12 protein-coding genes are annotated in these 13,737 nt (G+C 69.8%); 4 read left to right on the forward strand and 8 right to left on the reverse strand.

The window, feature by feature from the left end; genetic code table 11:
* Nucleotides 1-112: 112 nt before the first annotated feature.
* A complete protein-coding gene (locus ACGFYN_RS40755) occupies nt 113-664 on the forward strand; it encodes a GNAT family N-acetyltransferase (RefSeq protein ID WP_393871054.1) in 552 nt (183 codons plus the stop codon).
* Between the two features lie 18 nt (nt 665-682).
* On the opposite strand, the gene ACGFYN_RS40760 is transcribed toward ACGFYN_RS40755, so the two are convergent.
* The 7 genes from ACGFYN_RS40760 to ACGFYN_RS40790 form a co-directional block, all read right to left on the reverse strand.
* Entirely contained in the window at nt 683-2,194 is a 1,512-nt protein-coding gene (locus ACGFYN_RS40760; RefSeq protein ID WP_393871120.1) for a type IV secretory system conjugative DNA transfer family protein, read from the reverse strand.
* 16 nt (nt 2,195-2,210) lie between these two features.
* Complete coding sequence (locus ACGFYN_RS40765) at nt 2,211-3,632, reverse strand: ATP-binding protein (protein ID WP_393871055.1); 1,422 nt, start codon at nt 3,630-3,632, stop codon at nt 2,211-2,213.
* Between the two features lie 11 nt (nt 3,633-3,643).
* Complete coding sequence (locus ACGFYN_RS40770) at nt 3,644-5,203, reverse strand: SCO6880 family protein (RefSeq protein ID WP_393871056.1); 1,560 nt, start codon at nt 5,201-5,203, stop codon at nt 3,644-3,646.
* Complete coding sequence (locus ACGFYN_RS40775) at nt 5,200-6,537, reverse strand: hypothetical protein (protein WP_393871057.1); 1,338 nt, start codon at nt 6,535-6,537, stop codon at nt 5,200-5,202. The genes ACGFYN_RS40770 and ACGFYN_RS40775 overlap by 4 nt, the downstream gene beginning before the upstream one ends.
* On the reverse strand, nt 6,527-7,330 hold the full coding sequence (locus tag ACGFYN_RS40780; RefSeq protein ID WP_393871058.1) for a hypothetical protein: 804 nt from the start codon (nt 7,328-7,330) through the stop codon (nt 6,527-6,529). The genes ACGFYN_RS40775 and ACGFYN_RS40780 overlap by 11 nt, the downstream gene beginning before the upstream one ends.
* A 186-nt stretch (nt 7,331-7,516) precedes the next feature.
* Entirely contained in the window at nt 7,517-7,825 is a 309-nt protein-coding gene (locus ACGFYN_RS40785; RefSeq protein ID WP_037622434.1) for a hypothetical protein, read from the reverse strand.
* 493 nt (nt 7,826-8,318) lie between these two features.
* Complete coding sequence (locus ACGFYN_RS40790) at nt 8,319-9,677, reverse strand: peptidase S8 (RefSeq protein WP_393871059.1); 1,359 nt, start codon at nt 9,675-9,677, stop codon at nt 8,319-8,321.
* A gap of 439 nt (nt 9,678-10,116) precedes the next feature.
* On the opposite strand from ACGFYN_RS40790, the gene ACGFYN_RS40795 reads away from it, so the two are divergent.
* Entirely contained in the window at nt 10,117-10,890 is a 774-nt protein-coding gene (locus ACGFYN_RS40795) for a trypsin-like peptidase domain-containing protein (protein WP_393871060.1), read from the forward strand.
* A 10-nt stretch (nt 10,891-10,900) separates the two neighbouring features.
* Here ACGFYN_RS40795 and ACGFYN_RS40800 read toward each other — a convergent pair whose 3' ends face one another.
* Nucleotides 10,901-11,260: a hypothetical protein gene (locus ACGFYN_RS40800; RefSeq protein ID WP_393871061.1), complete on the reverse strand. Its 360-nt coding sequence runs from the start codon at nt 11,258-11,260 to the stop codon at nt 10,901-10,903.
* 348 nt (nt 11,261-11,608) lie between these two features.
* Here ACGFYN_RS40800 and ACGFYN_RS40805 point away from each other — a divergent pair, with 348 nt between their 5' ends.
* The gene (locus ACGFYN_RS40805; RefSeq protein WP_393871062.1) at nt 11,609-12,616 is read left to right on the forward strand and encodes an NlpC/P60 family protein; all 1,008 of its coding nucleotides are present in this window, start codon (nt 11,609-11,611) and stop codon (nt 12,614-12,616) included.
* A 167-nt stretch (nt 12,617-12,783) separates the two neighbouring features.
* On the forward strand, nt 12,784-13,494 hold the full coding sequence (locus ACGFYN_RS40810) for a phosphatase PAP2 family protein (RefSeq protein ID WP_393871063.1): 711 nt from the start codon (nt 12,784-12,786) through the stop codon (nt 13,492-13,494).
* Nucleotides 13,495-13,737 lie beyond the last annotated feature (243 nt).

The raw sequence follows: 13,737 nt of genomic DNA on the forward strand, positions 1-13,737 counted from the left end.
TGGTACTGCAGGGGGGACCCTGTGGGAGAGTAGGACGCCGCCGAACAATCTTTGAGAAAACCCCCGCACCATTCGGTGCGGGGGTTTTCTGCGTTCCGCTACCGTTGCGGACATGAACTACAAGGTCCGTTCCATACACGCCGACGAGTGGCCCCAGGCGAAGGCGCTGCGGCTTGCCGCGCTGCAGGATCCCGTAGCGCATCTGGCTTTTCTGGAGACGTACGACGAGGCTCTGGCGCGGCCGGACTCCTTCTGGCAGGAGCGGGCCGTCGGGGGTGCCGAGGGTGCGTCCGCGGCGCAGCAGATCATCGCCGAGGGGCCGGACGGCGAGTGGGTCGGGACGTTGACCGTGCTCATCGAGGAGGCCGGGACGACCGACTGGGCCGGCTTCCCGGTGGAGCGGAAGCAAGGGCATGTGGTGGGTGTCTTCGTCAGGCCCGAGTGCCGTGGCATCGGGCTCACCGAGGTGCTCTTCGACGCCGGTCTGGAGTGGGCGTGGTCGCGTGGTGCCGAGCGGGTGCGGCTCATCGTGCACGAGGACAACGGGCGGGCCCAGCGGCTGTATCGGAAGGTCGGGTTCGCGCCGACCGGTGTGACCGTGCCGCTGGCGCAGGCCTCCGGGGAGTCCGAGTTGGAGTTCGCCGTCGAGCATGACGCCGGCTGACGGGCCGAAGCCGACGCGCTAGACCGGGAGTTCGTCGTGCGGCCAGCGCGAGCGGCCCTGCTCTCGTGAGCGGAGCAGGGCCAGGGTCGGCAGGCCTCGCTCCGCTCCGATGGCCAGCAGCTCCGGGAGCTGGGGAAGCGGAGCCACGGCTGCCACATCGTCGAGCACGAGCGTGAGTGGTGGGTCGAGGCGACCGGAGGATGACCGTTCGGCCATGTGCCGGCCGCGCTCGACCACGCTTGAGACGAGGGCCGTCAGGAGGGGCATCGCCCCCGGGTTGCTCCTCGGGTCCTCGATGGATTCCCCCACCACATAAAGCGTGCCCCCTTCGTGAACGAAGGAATCCAAGGCGAGGGCATCTGTTCGGTTTGGAGTGCAGGCCTCACGGATGTTGACCGTGAAGAGTGAGGACAGTGCTCTGCTGGTCAACTCCTGTGCCATGTCGCGACGTTCGGGGTGCGCGGTGAGAGCGGCCTCGAGTTCACCCGCGCAGCCGGGAGCCGCTTTGGGGTTCGTCCTGAGGATGCGTACCGCGTCCTGGACCTGGGCGCCCTGGGCCCAGCGGTGGACATGGCGGGTGGTGCGTCCGTCGACGGCCGCAGCGTGCAGATAGCAACGCAGGAGCGTTTCGGCGGTAGCAGCCAGGGCCTGGTCGAGTTTGGCCGTGGGCCGGATCGCGGCGAGCAGCCCGGTGGATCTGGCGGTCGCCGTCTGCTTGTCCTCGCAGCCGGCCGTGGGGGACCAGTGCAGGCGGGCCGGGGTGTCGCAGAGGTGGGCGGGGTCGTAGAGGAGGATGGGGCCCAGTTTTGAGCGCGCGTCCTTGGTGTCCGACCAGACCGAGGGGTTCGAGGTGATGACGAGGACCGGGCCCTCCGCGTCGCGTACGGCCTGGGTCGCCGTCGCCTGGCGGCTCTCCCTCGGGGCCACGACGAGGCGCTCCTGGCCGGCCGTGAGGGGTTCGCCGCCGAAGAGGGGGGTGGCGGGGGCCGCTTCCTCGTGGAGGACCGTGGTCTCCGGTTGTGGTGGTGCCGCCCTCGGGGTCGGCACCTCGTGGTGCGCCGGCAGGGGTTCGGGGGCAGGGGCGGGCTGCTCGACGGGCGCCTGATCCGGCGCCGTGCGTTCCGCCACGAGTTCCTCGTGTGTCCGTGCCACGTGCCGCTGCACGCGGACCGCACGCCAGCGTGCGAACGTCCCCATCACGAAGACCGTCAGCACGACCAGCACCATCAACTGCCCGATGAACAGGCCCCAGAAGAGGCCGTATCCGGAGAGCTGTGTCTTCGGGGTGTCCGGCCAGGCTCCGGGGACGTCGTGCGGTTCGCCGATGAGGTGGCGCATGGCGAGGGGGGTGTGGGTGAAGGTGACGCCGTGCGGCCAGCCGCCCTTGGCGAACCAGCCGGCGAAGCCCGTGGCAGACCACACCAGCAGGGTCATGCCGAGCAGGAAGCCGAGTACGCCGAGCAGGAGGCCGTCCGGGATGCCGCCCTGGCCCTCCCGGTCTCCCCGTCTGCGGTGGTCGTCCGGTCTCACCACGTCCTGACCTCCCCTACGCCACCGTCGACTCGGACGGGCCCTCGTAGTCACTCAGGTGCTGTTCCACGAAGGCCGCCGCCCGCTCCTCCGCCTCGAGCTCGGCGGCGTGCAGGGCGTCGTCCGCGAGGTCGGCGGATGACTCGGTCATCGCGCGGTCGGTGAAGACCAGCGGGCGTTCCGTCTCGGTGATCAGGTGTTTGACGACCTGGACATTGCCGTTGACGTCCCAGACCGCGATGCCCGGGGTGAGCGTGGGGATGATCTCCACGGCCCACCTGGGCAGGCCCAGGACCCGTCCCGTCGCCCGTGCCTCGTCCGCCTTCTGGGCGTAGATCGTCCGGGTCGACGCCATCTTCAGGATCGCGGCCGCCTCCTTGGCCGCGGCCCCGTCCACCACGTCGGACAGGTGGTGGACGACCGCGACGAAGGACAGGCCCAGCCGTCGGCCGAACTTCAGCAGCCGCTGGAACAGCTGCGCCACGAAGGGGCTGTTGATGATGTGCCAGGCCTCCTCGACCAGGAAGATGCGCTTCTTCCGGTCGGGGCGGATCCAGGTGTGCTCCAGCCACACGCCGACGATCGCCATCAGGATCGGCATGGCGATGGAGTTGCGGTCGATGTGGGACAGGTCGAACACGATGAGGGGCGCGTCGAGATCGATGCCGACCGTCGTCGGGCCGTCGAACATGCCCCTGAGGTCACCGTCGACCAGACGGTCCAGGACCAGCGCCACGTCCAGGCCCCACGCCCGTACGTCGTCCGTGTCGACGTTCATCGCCTCGGCGGACTCCGGCTCGGGGTGGCGCAGCTGCTCGACGATGTCGGTGAGGACCGGCTGCCGCTCGACGATCGTCTCGTTGACGTAGGCGTGCGCGACCTTGAGCGCGAAGCCGGAGCGCTCGTCGAGGCCGTGGCCCATCGCCACCTCGATGATGGTCCGCAGCAGGGCGAGCTGACCGGTCGTGGTGATCGCCGGGTCGAGGGGGTTGAGCCGGATCCCGTGGTCCAGGGCCGCCGTCGGGTCCAGCCGGATGGGAGTTATACCCAGCTCCTCCGCGATCAGGTTCCACTCGCCGACGCCGTCCTCGCCCTGGGCGTCGAGAACGACGACCTGGCGGTCGCGGAAGCGCAACTGCCGTAGGACGTACGTCTTCTCCAGCGCCGACTTGCCGTTGCCGGACTCGCCGAGGACCAGCCAGTGGGGGGCCGGGAGCTGCTGGCCGTAGAGCTGGAAGGGGTCGTAGATGTACCCCTTCCCGGAGTACACCTCGCGGCCGATGATGACGCCGGAGTCGCCGAGGCCGGGCGCGGCCGTCGGCAGGTAGACCGCCTGGGCCTGGCCCGTGGAGGTGCGCACCGGCAGGCGGGTCGTCTCGACCTTTCCGAAGAGGAAGGCCGTGAAGGCGTCGGTGAGGACGGACAGCGGATCCCGCATGCTTGTGGTCCCTACCTTCGGATGCCGGTGGCGAACGGGAGCGTGTTCACGAACGCGCGATGGTGTTCGCGGTCGCACCACTCCAGCTTCAGGTACGACTTTCCGGCCGACGCCCGGATGGTCCGCTTGTCGCGGGCCAGGGCCTCGGGGGAGCGGGAGGAGACGGTGATGTAGCCGACGAGGTTCACGCCGGCGGCGCCGCTGGCGAGGTCCTCGCCGCGCTGGTCGAGGCGGTTGTGGGCGGCGATGTCACGGGGGTCCACGGTGCGGTTCATCTTGGCGGCGCGGGAGGCCTCCGCCACGTCGTTGGTCTTCTCGGTCAGCATGCGTTCGATGGCTACCTCGGTGGGCTCGAGATCCATCGTCACGGCGACCGTTCGGATGACGTCCGGGGTGTGGACCAGCAGCGGTGCCAGGAAGTTCACGCCCACCGGGGTCATCGGCCATTCCTTCACCCACGCGGTGGCGTGGCACCAGGGCGCGCGCGTGGCCGACTCGCGGGTCTTGGCCTGGAGGAACGTCGGCTCCATGGCGTCCAGCTCGGCCGGCCAGGCGTTGCGCCTGGTCATCGCCTGGATGTGGTCGATCGGGTGGTCCGGGTCGTACATGGAGTGGACGAGGGAGGCGAGGCGTCCCTGGCCCAGGGGCTGGCGCACCCTGATGTCGGCCTCCTGGAGGCGCGAACAGATGTCGGTGAGCTCGCGGGCCATGACGACCGCGAGACCCGCGTCCCGGTCCAGCTTGCGGCCGTTCTGCGGGCGGGCAGCCCGCGCCATCGCGTGCGCCTCGGCGGAGAGTTCGCGGGTGAAGTGCATACAGGCGACGAGGTAGGCGCGGTGCTGCTCGCTGCTCGTCGACACCATCGACTGCAGTTGGTCGTACGACTCCTGCAGCCAGGGCAGGGCCTTCTCGTCGCCCCGTACGGAGACGTCCTTGGCGTGGGCGTCCGGGTCGGCGGGCAGGGTGCGGGCGAGCATCTGGAGGCGGGTGACGAAGCCGTCGCCGTTGGCGACGTGCTTGAGCAGGGTGCCGAAGCGGTCGACGAGGGCTTCCTGGTCCTCGGAGTCGCGCAGGCCGACGCCGGGTCCCTCGATCTCGATGGCCGCGGTGACCGTCCTGCGGTCCGCGTGCAGCAGTACGGCGATCTCGTCGGGCCCGAAGGGGGCGGCCAGCCAGGTGATGCGGCCGATGCCGGGCGGGGGCCCGATCTCGACCTCGCGGCCGTCGAGCCGGGTGCCGGCCTCGGTGACCCCCGAGCGGTACAGGGTGCCCCGCTTCAGGGTGCGCTTGTAACTGCGGTTGATCTCGAACCACTTGTAGAACGTGCGGTGCTTGTACGGCACGTAGACCGCGGCCAGCGCGATCAGCGGAAAGCCCATCAGCAGCAGGATGCGCAGGGAGAGGACGGGGACGACGAGCCCGCACATCATGCCGAGGAACGCGCCCGCGATGATCAGGACGATCTCGCCGGACTCGCGGTTGCGGCCGACGATCGCGTTCGGCCGGGCGCGGCCGATCAGATAGGTACGGCGGGGCGTGACCGGATGGGACAGGTGGGACTCGGTCGTCAACGCCCTTCACCTCCAGTGCGGTTGGTACTGCTGTTGCGGGTGCTGCTTGCGTGCGGGGTGTTCACCGGGTTCGACGAACGGGGTGCGGGTGCGGCGGAGGGGACGGATCCACCGCCACCGCCGTTCGGCGTCCGGGTGCTGTGCGCGGCGACTCCGGCGCCGGCCGGGTTGGCGGGGCGGGCGCCGCCGCCGGAGGACGACTGGCCGCCGCCTCCGTTGTCGTTGGCGCGGGCGCTGTGGGTCTTGATGCCCTGGGCGACCATGGTGGCCGGGGAGCTGATCACCGCGGCGGCCTTGCCCTCGGCGCCCTGCATGATGCGGTTGTTGCGGCCGTTCGCGATCTCGTCGCCGAAGCCGGGGACGAAGCGGTAGATCATCGCGCTGGCGAAGATGGCGAGCAGGATGATGGCAAGGCCGGAGACCACGGCGGAGAAGGAGTCGGGGCCGCCGTCGGTGGACAGCGCTCCCGCGAGGCCGAGCACGATCACGATGACCGGCTTCACCAGGATCACGGCGATCATGATGCCCGCCCAGCGGCGGACGTGGCCCCACAGGTTCTTGTCGACCAGGCCGGCGTAGACGACGGTGCCGAGGAGGGCGCCGACGTACAGGAGCGCGGCGCGGATGACGAGCTCCAGCCACAGGACGCCGGCGGCGAGGATGCTGACCAGGGAGACGACGATCAGCATGATGGGGCCGCCGCCGATGTTGCTTCCCTTGTCGAGGGCGCCGGAGAACGTGCCGAAGAAGGTGTCCGTCTGGTCGCCCGTGGTCTTGGCGAGGACGTCCGTGATGCCGTCGGTGGCGGATACGACGGTGTAGAGGATCAGGGGGGTGAAGGCCGAGGCCAGGACCGTCAGCCAGAGGAAGCCGATGGCCTCCGAGATGGCCGTCGTGAGGGGGACGCCTCTGACGGCTCGCTTGGCCACGGCGAGCAGCCACAGCACGAGGGTGAGGATGGTGGAGGCGGCGAAGACCACGGCGTACTGCTGAAGGAACTTGGTGTTCGTGAAGTCGACGTTCGCCGTCGCCTTCACCGCGCCGCTGAGCTTGTCGATGGTCCAGGAGGCGGCGTCGGCGCAGCCCTTTGCGAGGGAGGAGAGGGGGTCGAGGGTGCCGGTGGGGTCGAGGCTGGTGGAGCCGCCGGTACCTTTGTCGCCGTTGCCGCGTTCGCAGTAGTCCTTGGCAGGGCCCCGGATGAGGTCGCAGGGGTCGTTGCTGGTGGTCGGTTTGGGCGTGGGTGCTGCGAAGGCACGGGTGGCCAGCAGCACGGTGGTGGCCTGGACGGTGGCGACGGCGCCCGTGATCTTCAGGAAGCGGGGGTTAGCGCGCATAGGTGAAGCCTCCGTACTCCTCGACAGCCTTCGTCATGTCGTCGGCGGTGGAAGCCTTCTGATCGCGCCCGACCGGCACGGGCCCGTCCTTCTGCTGGAAGTCGGTCACCTTCCAGTCGTTGTTGATCCACTTCAACTGGTACGTCGTGGTGTACCAGCTCTCCGTCACCGGGTTGGTCGAGCTGTCGCCGGACAGCCCGAAGAGCGACGTGTACCAGACGTCGACAGTGGCAGTGCTCGCGCCGGAGGCGGTGACCTTGGTGCCCACCGGAACGACACGGGAGACGAAGGTCTGGCCGTCCGGCGCTCTGCCGTCCTTGTCGAGACCGATGTTGGTGAGGAACTTCTCGCTGGAGTACGCGCTGTCCAGGTCCGACTGCCGCGTGGCGGCGACATCGGGGGCGTAGACGGTGTTGACGATGTCATGCCGGCTGGCGGTGTTGAACATGTCGGTGGAGCCCAGCGCCACCGAGTAGTTGGCGGCGGCGCTCTGGGCCCCCTGATCGTCGTGTGCGTAACCAGTCGGGATCGCGCCCGCCTTCGTCTGTACCGGCTTTGTTCCGCTTGGGGTTGTTGATGATGTCTTTGGTTTGTCGCCTGAGGTGTTGGAGGATGCGGAATCGTCTCCTCCGCGGTTCGCGAAGGCGATCGCTGCGATCAGCAGGACGACCACGCCGACCACGGTGACCAGGCTCCGGGAGGACGAGCGGCCGCCGCGCCGTACGCCTCCGTACACGTCACCGCCGCCCTCGGGCAGCCTCGTCCGGGTCTGCCCCTCGTCTCCGGGACTCATACCGCGTACGCCCTCTCCACCTCGTAGACATACGACGGTAGCCGGGCTGGTTCCCGCATGGGCGCGGTGTGGTGACTCGACATCAGGGAAACGCAACCTCTGCCGGTGGGCACGACGGGCGGGTGGGGGTTGAGGGGGGCCGGGCGGGCCCGGGAAGGACTGCAGGGCGCCTGCCGTCGGCGGACGCTAGACGGCCATGCCGTACACGATGGTGAAGAGCGTGCCCAGGGAGCCGATGATGAAGACGCCCGTGAGGCCGGCGATGATGAGGCCCTTGCCCTGTTCCGCGCTGAAGGTGTCGCGCAGCGCCGTCGCGCCGATGCGCTGCTTGGCGGCGCCCCAGATGGCGATACCGAGGCACAGCAGGATGGCGACCGCCATCACCACCTCGACCATCACCTTGGCCTCGTTGCCCAGGCTGCCGAAGGGGCCCCAGTCCGGAGCGATCCCGCCGATGATGGTGTTGATGTCTCCCTTGTCGGCCGCAAAGAGCATGTAAGTCACCGCCCCTGGTGGGTAGTTCCGCAGTCCTCTGCGGGTGCGCAGAGGTCAGGCTCATTCTCGCCGACAATGCCGCCGCCGTATGTCGACTTGGCGTCATTGCCTGGTGGGTTTCGTACGAATAGCAGTTAGGTCACTCTGTGTATCACGGCAGGTCACGCCGGGCAATGAGGCCTGGGCGGAACCTCGGGTGTGGTTCTGTCGTTAACCACCGTTACGGCCCGATTCGTTCCTGACGGTCGGGTGGATTGGGTGGTCGGGCCCCTGTGCCGCGGGTGACGGAGGAAGAGTATCCCGGTACGGCGGGCGGGCCGCGACTCGTCGCCGTGGCCCGCTCGGTGACGGAGAGTCAGCGGTGGGCGTACGAAAAACGGGCCGCGGCCGGCTGCCGTGACCCGTTTCCCTTTCCATGCCGCCGAGGAGTCCCCACGTACTCCTCACTCGGGCGGCCCCCCGTGGCCCACGGGGAGGTCGTGCGCGTTCGCCGTCAGCCCGTGAACGCGCTGACGCCTTGCGGGGTGCCCCAGCCGGTCGGGCCGTCGTAACCCGACCCGGCGGTGCAGAAGTAGCTGGTGGAGCAGGTGCCGTTGGTGCCGCTGGTCACGTCGTTGAGGGCGGAGGTGCCGGCCGCCTTGTAGGGGTACTGGGCCGGGTAGTCGCTGCTGCCCGGGGTGCCCGCGAGGGCGTAGACCGAGGCGATGAGCGGGGACGAGGCGCTGGTGCCGCCGTAGGTGTTCCAGCCGGTGCCGTCGGCGCCGTAGGTGTCGTACACGGAGACGCCGGTGGCCGGGTCGGCGACGGCGGAGACGTCCGCGATCATGCGCTTGGTGCAGCCGGTGTCGGTCTGCCAGGACGGCTTGGCGTCGTCGGCGGAGCAGCCGGAGCCGGTGCCCTCGGTGCTGCTGGTCCTCCAGACGCTCTCCGTCCAGCCGCGGGCTGCGGAGGACGTGGAGAGCTTGGTGCCGCCGACCGCGGTCACGTACTTCGAGGCGGCCGGGTACTCGGCGCCGTAGCCGCTGTCGCCCGCGCTGGCGGTGATGGCGACGCCCGGGTGGTTGTAGTACGAGGAGTCGTACGTGGTGTCGGACGAGGACTCGCTGCCGCCATAGCTGTTGCTGACGTACTTGGCGCCCAGTTTGACGGCCTCGTTGACCGCCGTGCCCAGGTTGGCGTCGGAGGCCGACTTGGCCTCGACGAGGAGGATGCTGCAGTTCGGGCAGGCCGCGCTGACCATGTCGACGTCGAGGGAGATCTCACCGGCCCAGCCGCTGTCGGCGGAGGGGAGGGAGGTCGTCGAGCCGGTCTGGCCGACCTTCTTGAAGCAGCCGTTGGCGGTGGTGCAGGCGCTCAGGCCGTAGTGCGAGCGGTAGGTGGCGAGGTCCGCCTCGGCGTTGGGGTCGTCGTAGGCGTCGACGATGGCGACCGTGCGGCCGGAGCCGCTGGAGGCGGCCGCGCTGGTGAGGCCGTAGGCGGACTGGAGGTCGGAGGGGCCGTAGCCGGTGGGGTCGGCGGCGGCGTCCGGTTCGACCGTACTGGGCGCGACGCCCTTGAGCGCGGCCTGCTTCTCCATGAAGGCGGTGGTGCCGCCGGTGACGCGGAGGGCGTCGCAGGCGGCGTAGCCCTTCTTCGGCGTCGCGGCACAGGCCTTCTCGTAGCGCACATGCGCCTTGGCGACCTGGGCGGCGACCGTCTTGGTGTCCGTCCTGGGGGCGGTGGGAGCGGCCGCGTTCGCGTGGACGGCGGTGCCGAACCCGGCGAGCACCAGCGCCGCGGTGGCCGCGGCGGCCGAGCCGACGCGACGCCATCTGCCGGATATGTGGGGGGAGTCGGGGGTGGTCGTACGCAACGTACAGCCTCCTGGAAGTGGTGGGCAGAGGCCTGCGGTGGGGGGACTGCCGGGGATCCGGCAGGGGCGGCGACCCGCGTAGACCATGGCTTGTTGAGTACGCGACAAACAAGGCTGATTCGGAGTTCTGACTTCCGCATTACCGAAGGGGGTTGGGCAGTTGCCGATCGATGGCGGGGCGGTGGGGCGGGCATGGGCGGGGCTTGACCTCGCACACAGAAAACACACAGGTCAGTGACGTGGAGAGGCGCCGGGACCGGTCCGCCGTTACGGTGGAAGTGGTTCCCGGGGGAGGGTGGAACGGAGGGCAGGGAGGCATGGGTGTGTCGCCGGGTGGTCCGATAGGCCGCGCTCCCCAGGCGCTGCAAATGCCGTTCACGGAGAGATCTCGGTGAACGGCAGACCTTTTTCTCACCTTCATCGGTCACAGTGGGTGCCGATGAAGCGCACCTCACGTATCAACAGCCGTATCAGCGGCCCCGTGTACGCCGTAGTCCTGATCCTTGTCTCGGCCGTGACCTCGTCCTCGCTCGCGAACGCGGACGACGGTCCCGGGCCCTTCGGCGTCACCGCGACCGCGGCGGCGGGGGGCCAGAGCGCCAGAGTGGGTGCGCTCTTCGACGCCGACCGCAGATCCGCGCTGGCCGGCGGCCACTTCTGCACCGGCTCGGTGGTGCACAGCGCGAACCGCGATCTCATCGTCACCGCCGCCCACTGCCTGGACGACGGTGGGGATCTGGTGTTCGTGCCGGGGTACCGGGACGGGCGGGCGCCGTACGGGGTGTGGACCGTCCACCGGTCGTTCCTGCCCGACGGGTGGGCCAAGGGGCAGGACGAGGACAGTGACGTCGCCTTCGCCGTCCTGGAGGACCGGGACGGCAAGGGCGTCGAGGACGCCGTCGGCGGGAACCGGTTCGTGGCCGGTATGGCGACGGGGGCGACCGCCGTCACCATCACCGGCTATCCGAACACCGGCGAGGCCCCGGTCAGCTGCACCAACAAGCCGACCGCACACAGCCGTACCCAGCAGCGGATCGAGTGCCCCGGCCTCTCGGGCGGGACCAGCGGCAGTCCGTGGGTCAACGGGGACCGGGAGGTCGTCGGGATCCTGGGCGGGCACGAGCAGGGCGGCTCCACCGACGACATCTCCTACAGCGTGGTGCTGGGCAAGGAGGCGGCCGAGCTGTACCGGGACGCGTCCGCCGACCCGTGACCCGCCAGGACTAGTAGGTGCTGCTCGCCTGGTTCCAGAAGTACAGGGCGAGCCAGAGGACCGGCAGCGCGATCGGCACGTACGCCGCAGGGCGCCGGAAGATCGGCCTGCCCGGGTCCATGACCACGCCCGTGGGGGACGGCGACGGCTGCGGCAGCCTGGCGAGACGCAAGTGGACGACCAGGTTCCACAGCAGGGTCGCCCAGCCGAAGAAGACCAGGGAGACCGGGCTCCACCAGCCGCCGGCGAGCGTCTTCGTGGTCATGTCCCGGTGGATCGCCACTCCGCAGGACCGGCACAGCGGCCCCTGCATCTTGGAGAAGCGCATGGCGAGGAGCAGGCCCGTGTGCTGACGTATCGTCACCTTCATGGCCGGCGCCGCGCCGCAGACACGGCAGACGGGGCCGGGGGACGCTGCGTGGCCCTGGGGCGCGGGGGCGTACGGCTGGGGTGCGCCGTAGCCCGGCACCGGCTGCCCGGGCGCCTGCTGTCCGTGAGCGGGCTGGGCGTACGGCCCGTTCTGGGAGGCGTAAGGCGCATATTGGTTCCCGTTTGGCGCGTAACCCCCTTGTGAGGCGTACGGGTTCCCCGGAGTCGGGTTCTGCGGGGGGTAAGGCGTCGCCACGTGCTGTTTTCTCCTTCTGGGTGGTCACCCCGTATCACGGGACGCGCCCCTACACTGACGTGGGCGAACGGACTCCCGGGCGGTGAGGGGCGGTTGACGGTGCGTAAGGCATGGATCGTAGCGACCGTTGCCGTCGGTTCGGCCATGTCCTTCGTGATGCTGCTCGTCGTCGGGGTGTACATCGTCGCCGGGAACCTGGTCAACGGCGTGGGCGGGGGGACGAAGGCCCTGGCCAAGGGGGCCGTGCCCGCCGCGTACTCGGCCGTCGTGCAGAAGTGGGGCAACCTCTGCCCGGCCCTCAACCCCGCGCTGCTCGCCGCGCAGCTCTACCAGGAGAGCGGGTTCAATCCGAACGCCAGGAGCGCGGCGGCGGCTGAGGGGATAGCGCAGTTCATCCCGGGCACCTGGGCCACGCACGGCATCGACGGCAACGGCGACGGCGTCCGCAACGTCTGGGACCCCCAGGACGCGATCCCGTCCGCCGCGTCCTACGACTGCCAGCTCGCCTCGTACGTGAAGGACGTACCCGGGAATCTGACCGAAAACATGCTGGCCTCGTACAACGCGGGGTCCTATGCGGTGATCAAGTACGGGGGCGTGCCGCCGTACAAGGAGACGCGGAACTACGTCAAGACGATCACGACGCTCGAGGAGAGCTTCGCCGCGCCCGTCACCCGGATCGATCCCTCCAAGCAGGCCGCTGGCGCCATCTACTACGCGCAGAAGAAGCTCGGCACGCCCTACCTGTGGGGCGGGAACGGAACCGCCGCCGACAGCGGGCGTTTCGACTGCTCGGGGCTGACCAAGGCCGCGTACGAGAGTGTCGGTGTCACGCTGCCGCGGATCGCCAACGACCAGTACAACGCGGGGCCGCACCCCAAGCGGGACGAGCTGCTCCCCGGCGACCTCGTGTTCTTCTCCACGGACCCGACCGACTCCCGGGCCATCCACCACGTGGGGATCTACGTCGGCGGCGGCTACATGATCGACGCGCCGCGGACCGGTGCCGTGATCCGGTTCGACCCCATCGACACCGGTGAGTACTTCGGGGCCACGAGGGTCACCGAAGATGGCGCGAAAGCATTGCCCACCACGGTATGAGCCGAGCGTGAACCCACCCCCTGAGCTGCAAAGATGTGTCTCTCTTCGATAACGTCTGCGTGATCATTCGGTGGACTGTGGAACGTACTTACCGGGACCGTGCGTTCCTGTTCACGTAGGCGTGTGCGAGCGCGCCGGGCAGCAGACGACGAAGGGGCCGCAGCACCATGGCTGGACTCGCCGAATCCGGGTCGAACCCCGACGTCGACCTGCTCTACGACATCAATGGCCTGGCCAAGGACGCGCCGCACTGGTTCGACCGGGGCATGGCGTTCGTCGGGGAGTACGGGCTGCTGGTCGCCATGGTGCTGCTCGTCGTCTGGTGCTGGTGGTCCGTGCGGCGCCGGGGCGGGCAGGAAGCCCCCTCGTCCGTGGCCGCGCTGGTGTGGGCGCCGCTGGCGGCCGGGCTCGCCGTGCTGGTGAACGTGCCGATACGGGGCTTCGTCGAACGGCCCCGGCCCTTCCGCGCCCACCAGGGGCTCGACGTCCTGGTCTCCGGCAAGAGCGACTACTCGTTCGTGAGCGACCACGCGACGATCACCATGGCCCTGGGGGTCGGGCTGTTCGTCGCCAACCGGCGATTCGGGCTCGTCGGGATCGGGCTGGCCCTGCTCGAAGGGTTCTGCCGGGTCTACATGGGCGTGCACTACCCGACCGACGTGGTCGGCGGGTTCGCGCTCGGCACGGCGGTCGCCCTGCTGCTCTCGCCCGTCGCGATGGCCCTGCTGACGCCGCTGATGACGGCGGTCGGGCGGTCGGACCGGGGCGGGTGGCTCGTGCGGTCCCGCTCGCGCTCGGCCATGGGGCGGGATGCGGTGGTCCCGGGGGCCCGGGCCGAGGCGGCGGCGGGGCCGGAGGAGCGGGATCTCGCCGCGTGAGCGCTCCGTCGGGTTCGGTGGGCGGGGCGGTCTGATGTCCGCGGGTGCGTCGTGGCTGGTCGCGCCCACGCGGCGGAGCCGCACATTGATGCAGCCCCGCGCCCGTCAGGGGGATTGCGGCGAGGTCTACAACCTCGCGCTCGGCCTTGGGGCGGGATGCGGTGGTCCCGGGGGCCCGGGCCGAGGCGGCGGCGGGGCCGGAGGAGCGGGATCTCGCCGCGTGAGCGCTCCGTCGGGTTCGGA

It is taken from the genome of Streptomyces sp. NPDC048419, assembly GCF_043200415.1.
In the GTDB taxonomy this organism is placed as follows: Bacteria; Actinomycetota; Actinomycetes; order Streptomycetales; family Streptomycetaceae; genus Streptomyces.

Excerpts from the sequence above, each read along its gene's own strand:
- ACGFYN_RS40795 (WP_393871060.1), top strand. The coding sequence starts at position 10,117 with ATGAAGCGCACCTCACGTATCAACAGCCGTATCAGCGGCCCCGTGTAC.
- ACGFYN_RS40785 (WP_037622434.1), bottom strand. The coding sequence starts at position 7,825 with ATGCTCTTTGCGGCCGACAAGGGAGACATCAACACCATCATCGGCGGG.
- ACGFYN_RS40800 (WP_393871061.1), bottom strand. The coding sequence starts at position 11,260 with ATGAAGGTGACGATACGTCAGCACACGGGCCTGCTCCTCGCCATGCGC.
- ACGFYN_RS40780 (WP_393871058.1), bottom strand. The coding sequence starts at position 7,330 with ATGAGTCCCGGAGACGAGGGGCAGACCCGGACGAGGCTGCCCGAGGGC.
- ACGFYN_RS40765 (WP_393871055.1), bottom strand. The coding sequence starts at position 3,632 with ATGCGGGATCCGCTGTCCGTCCTCACCGACGCCTTCACGGCCTTCCTC.
- ACGFYN_RS40755 (WP_393871054.1), top strand. The coding sequence starts at position 113 with ATGAACTACAAGGTCCGTTCCATACACGCCGACGAGTGGCCCCAGGCG.
- ACGFYN_RS40775 (WP_393871057.1), bottom strand. The coding sequence starts at position 6,537 with ATGCGCGCTAACCCCCGCTTCCTGAAGATCACGGGCGCCGTCGCCACC.
- ACGFYN_RS40810 (WP_393871063.1), top strand. The coding sequence starts at position 12,784 with ATGGCTGGACTCGCCGAATCCGGGTCGAACCCCGACGTCGACCTGCTC.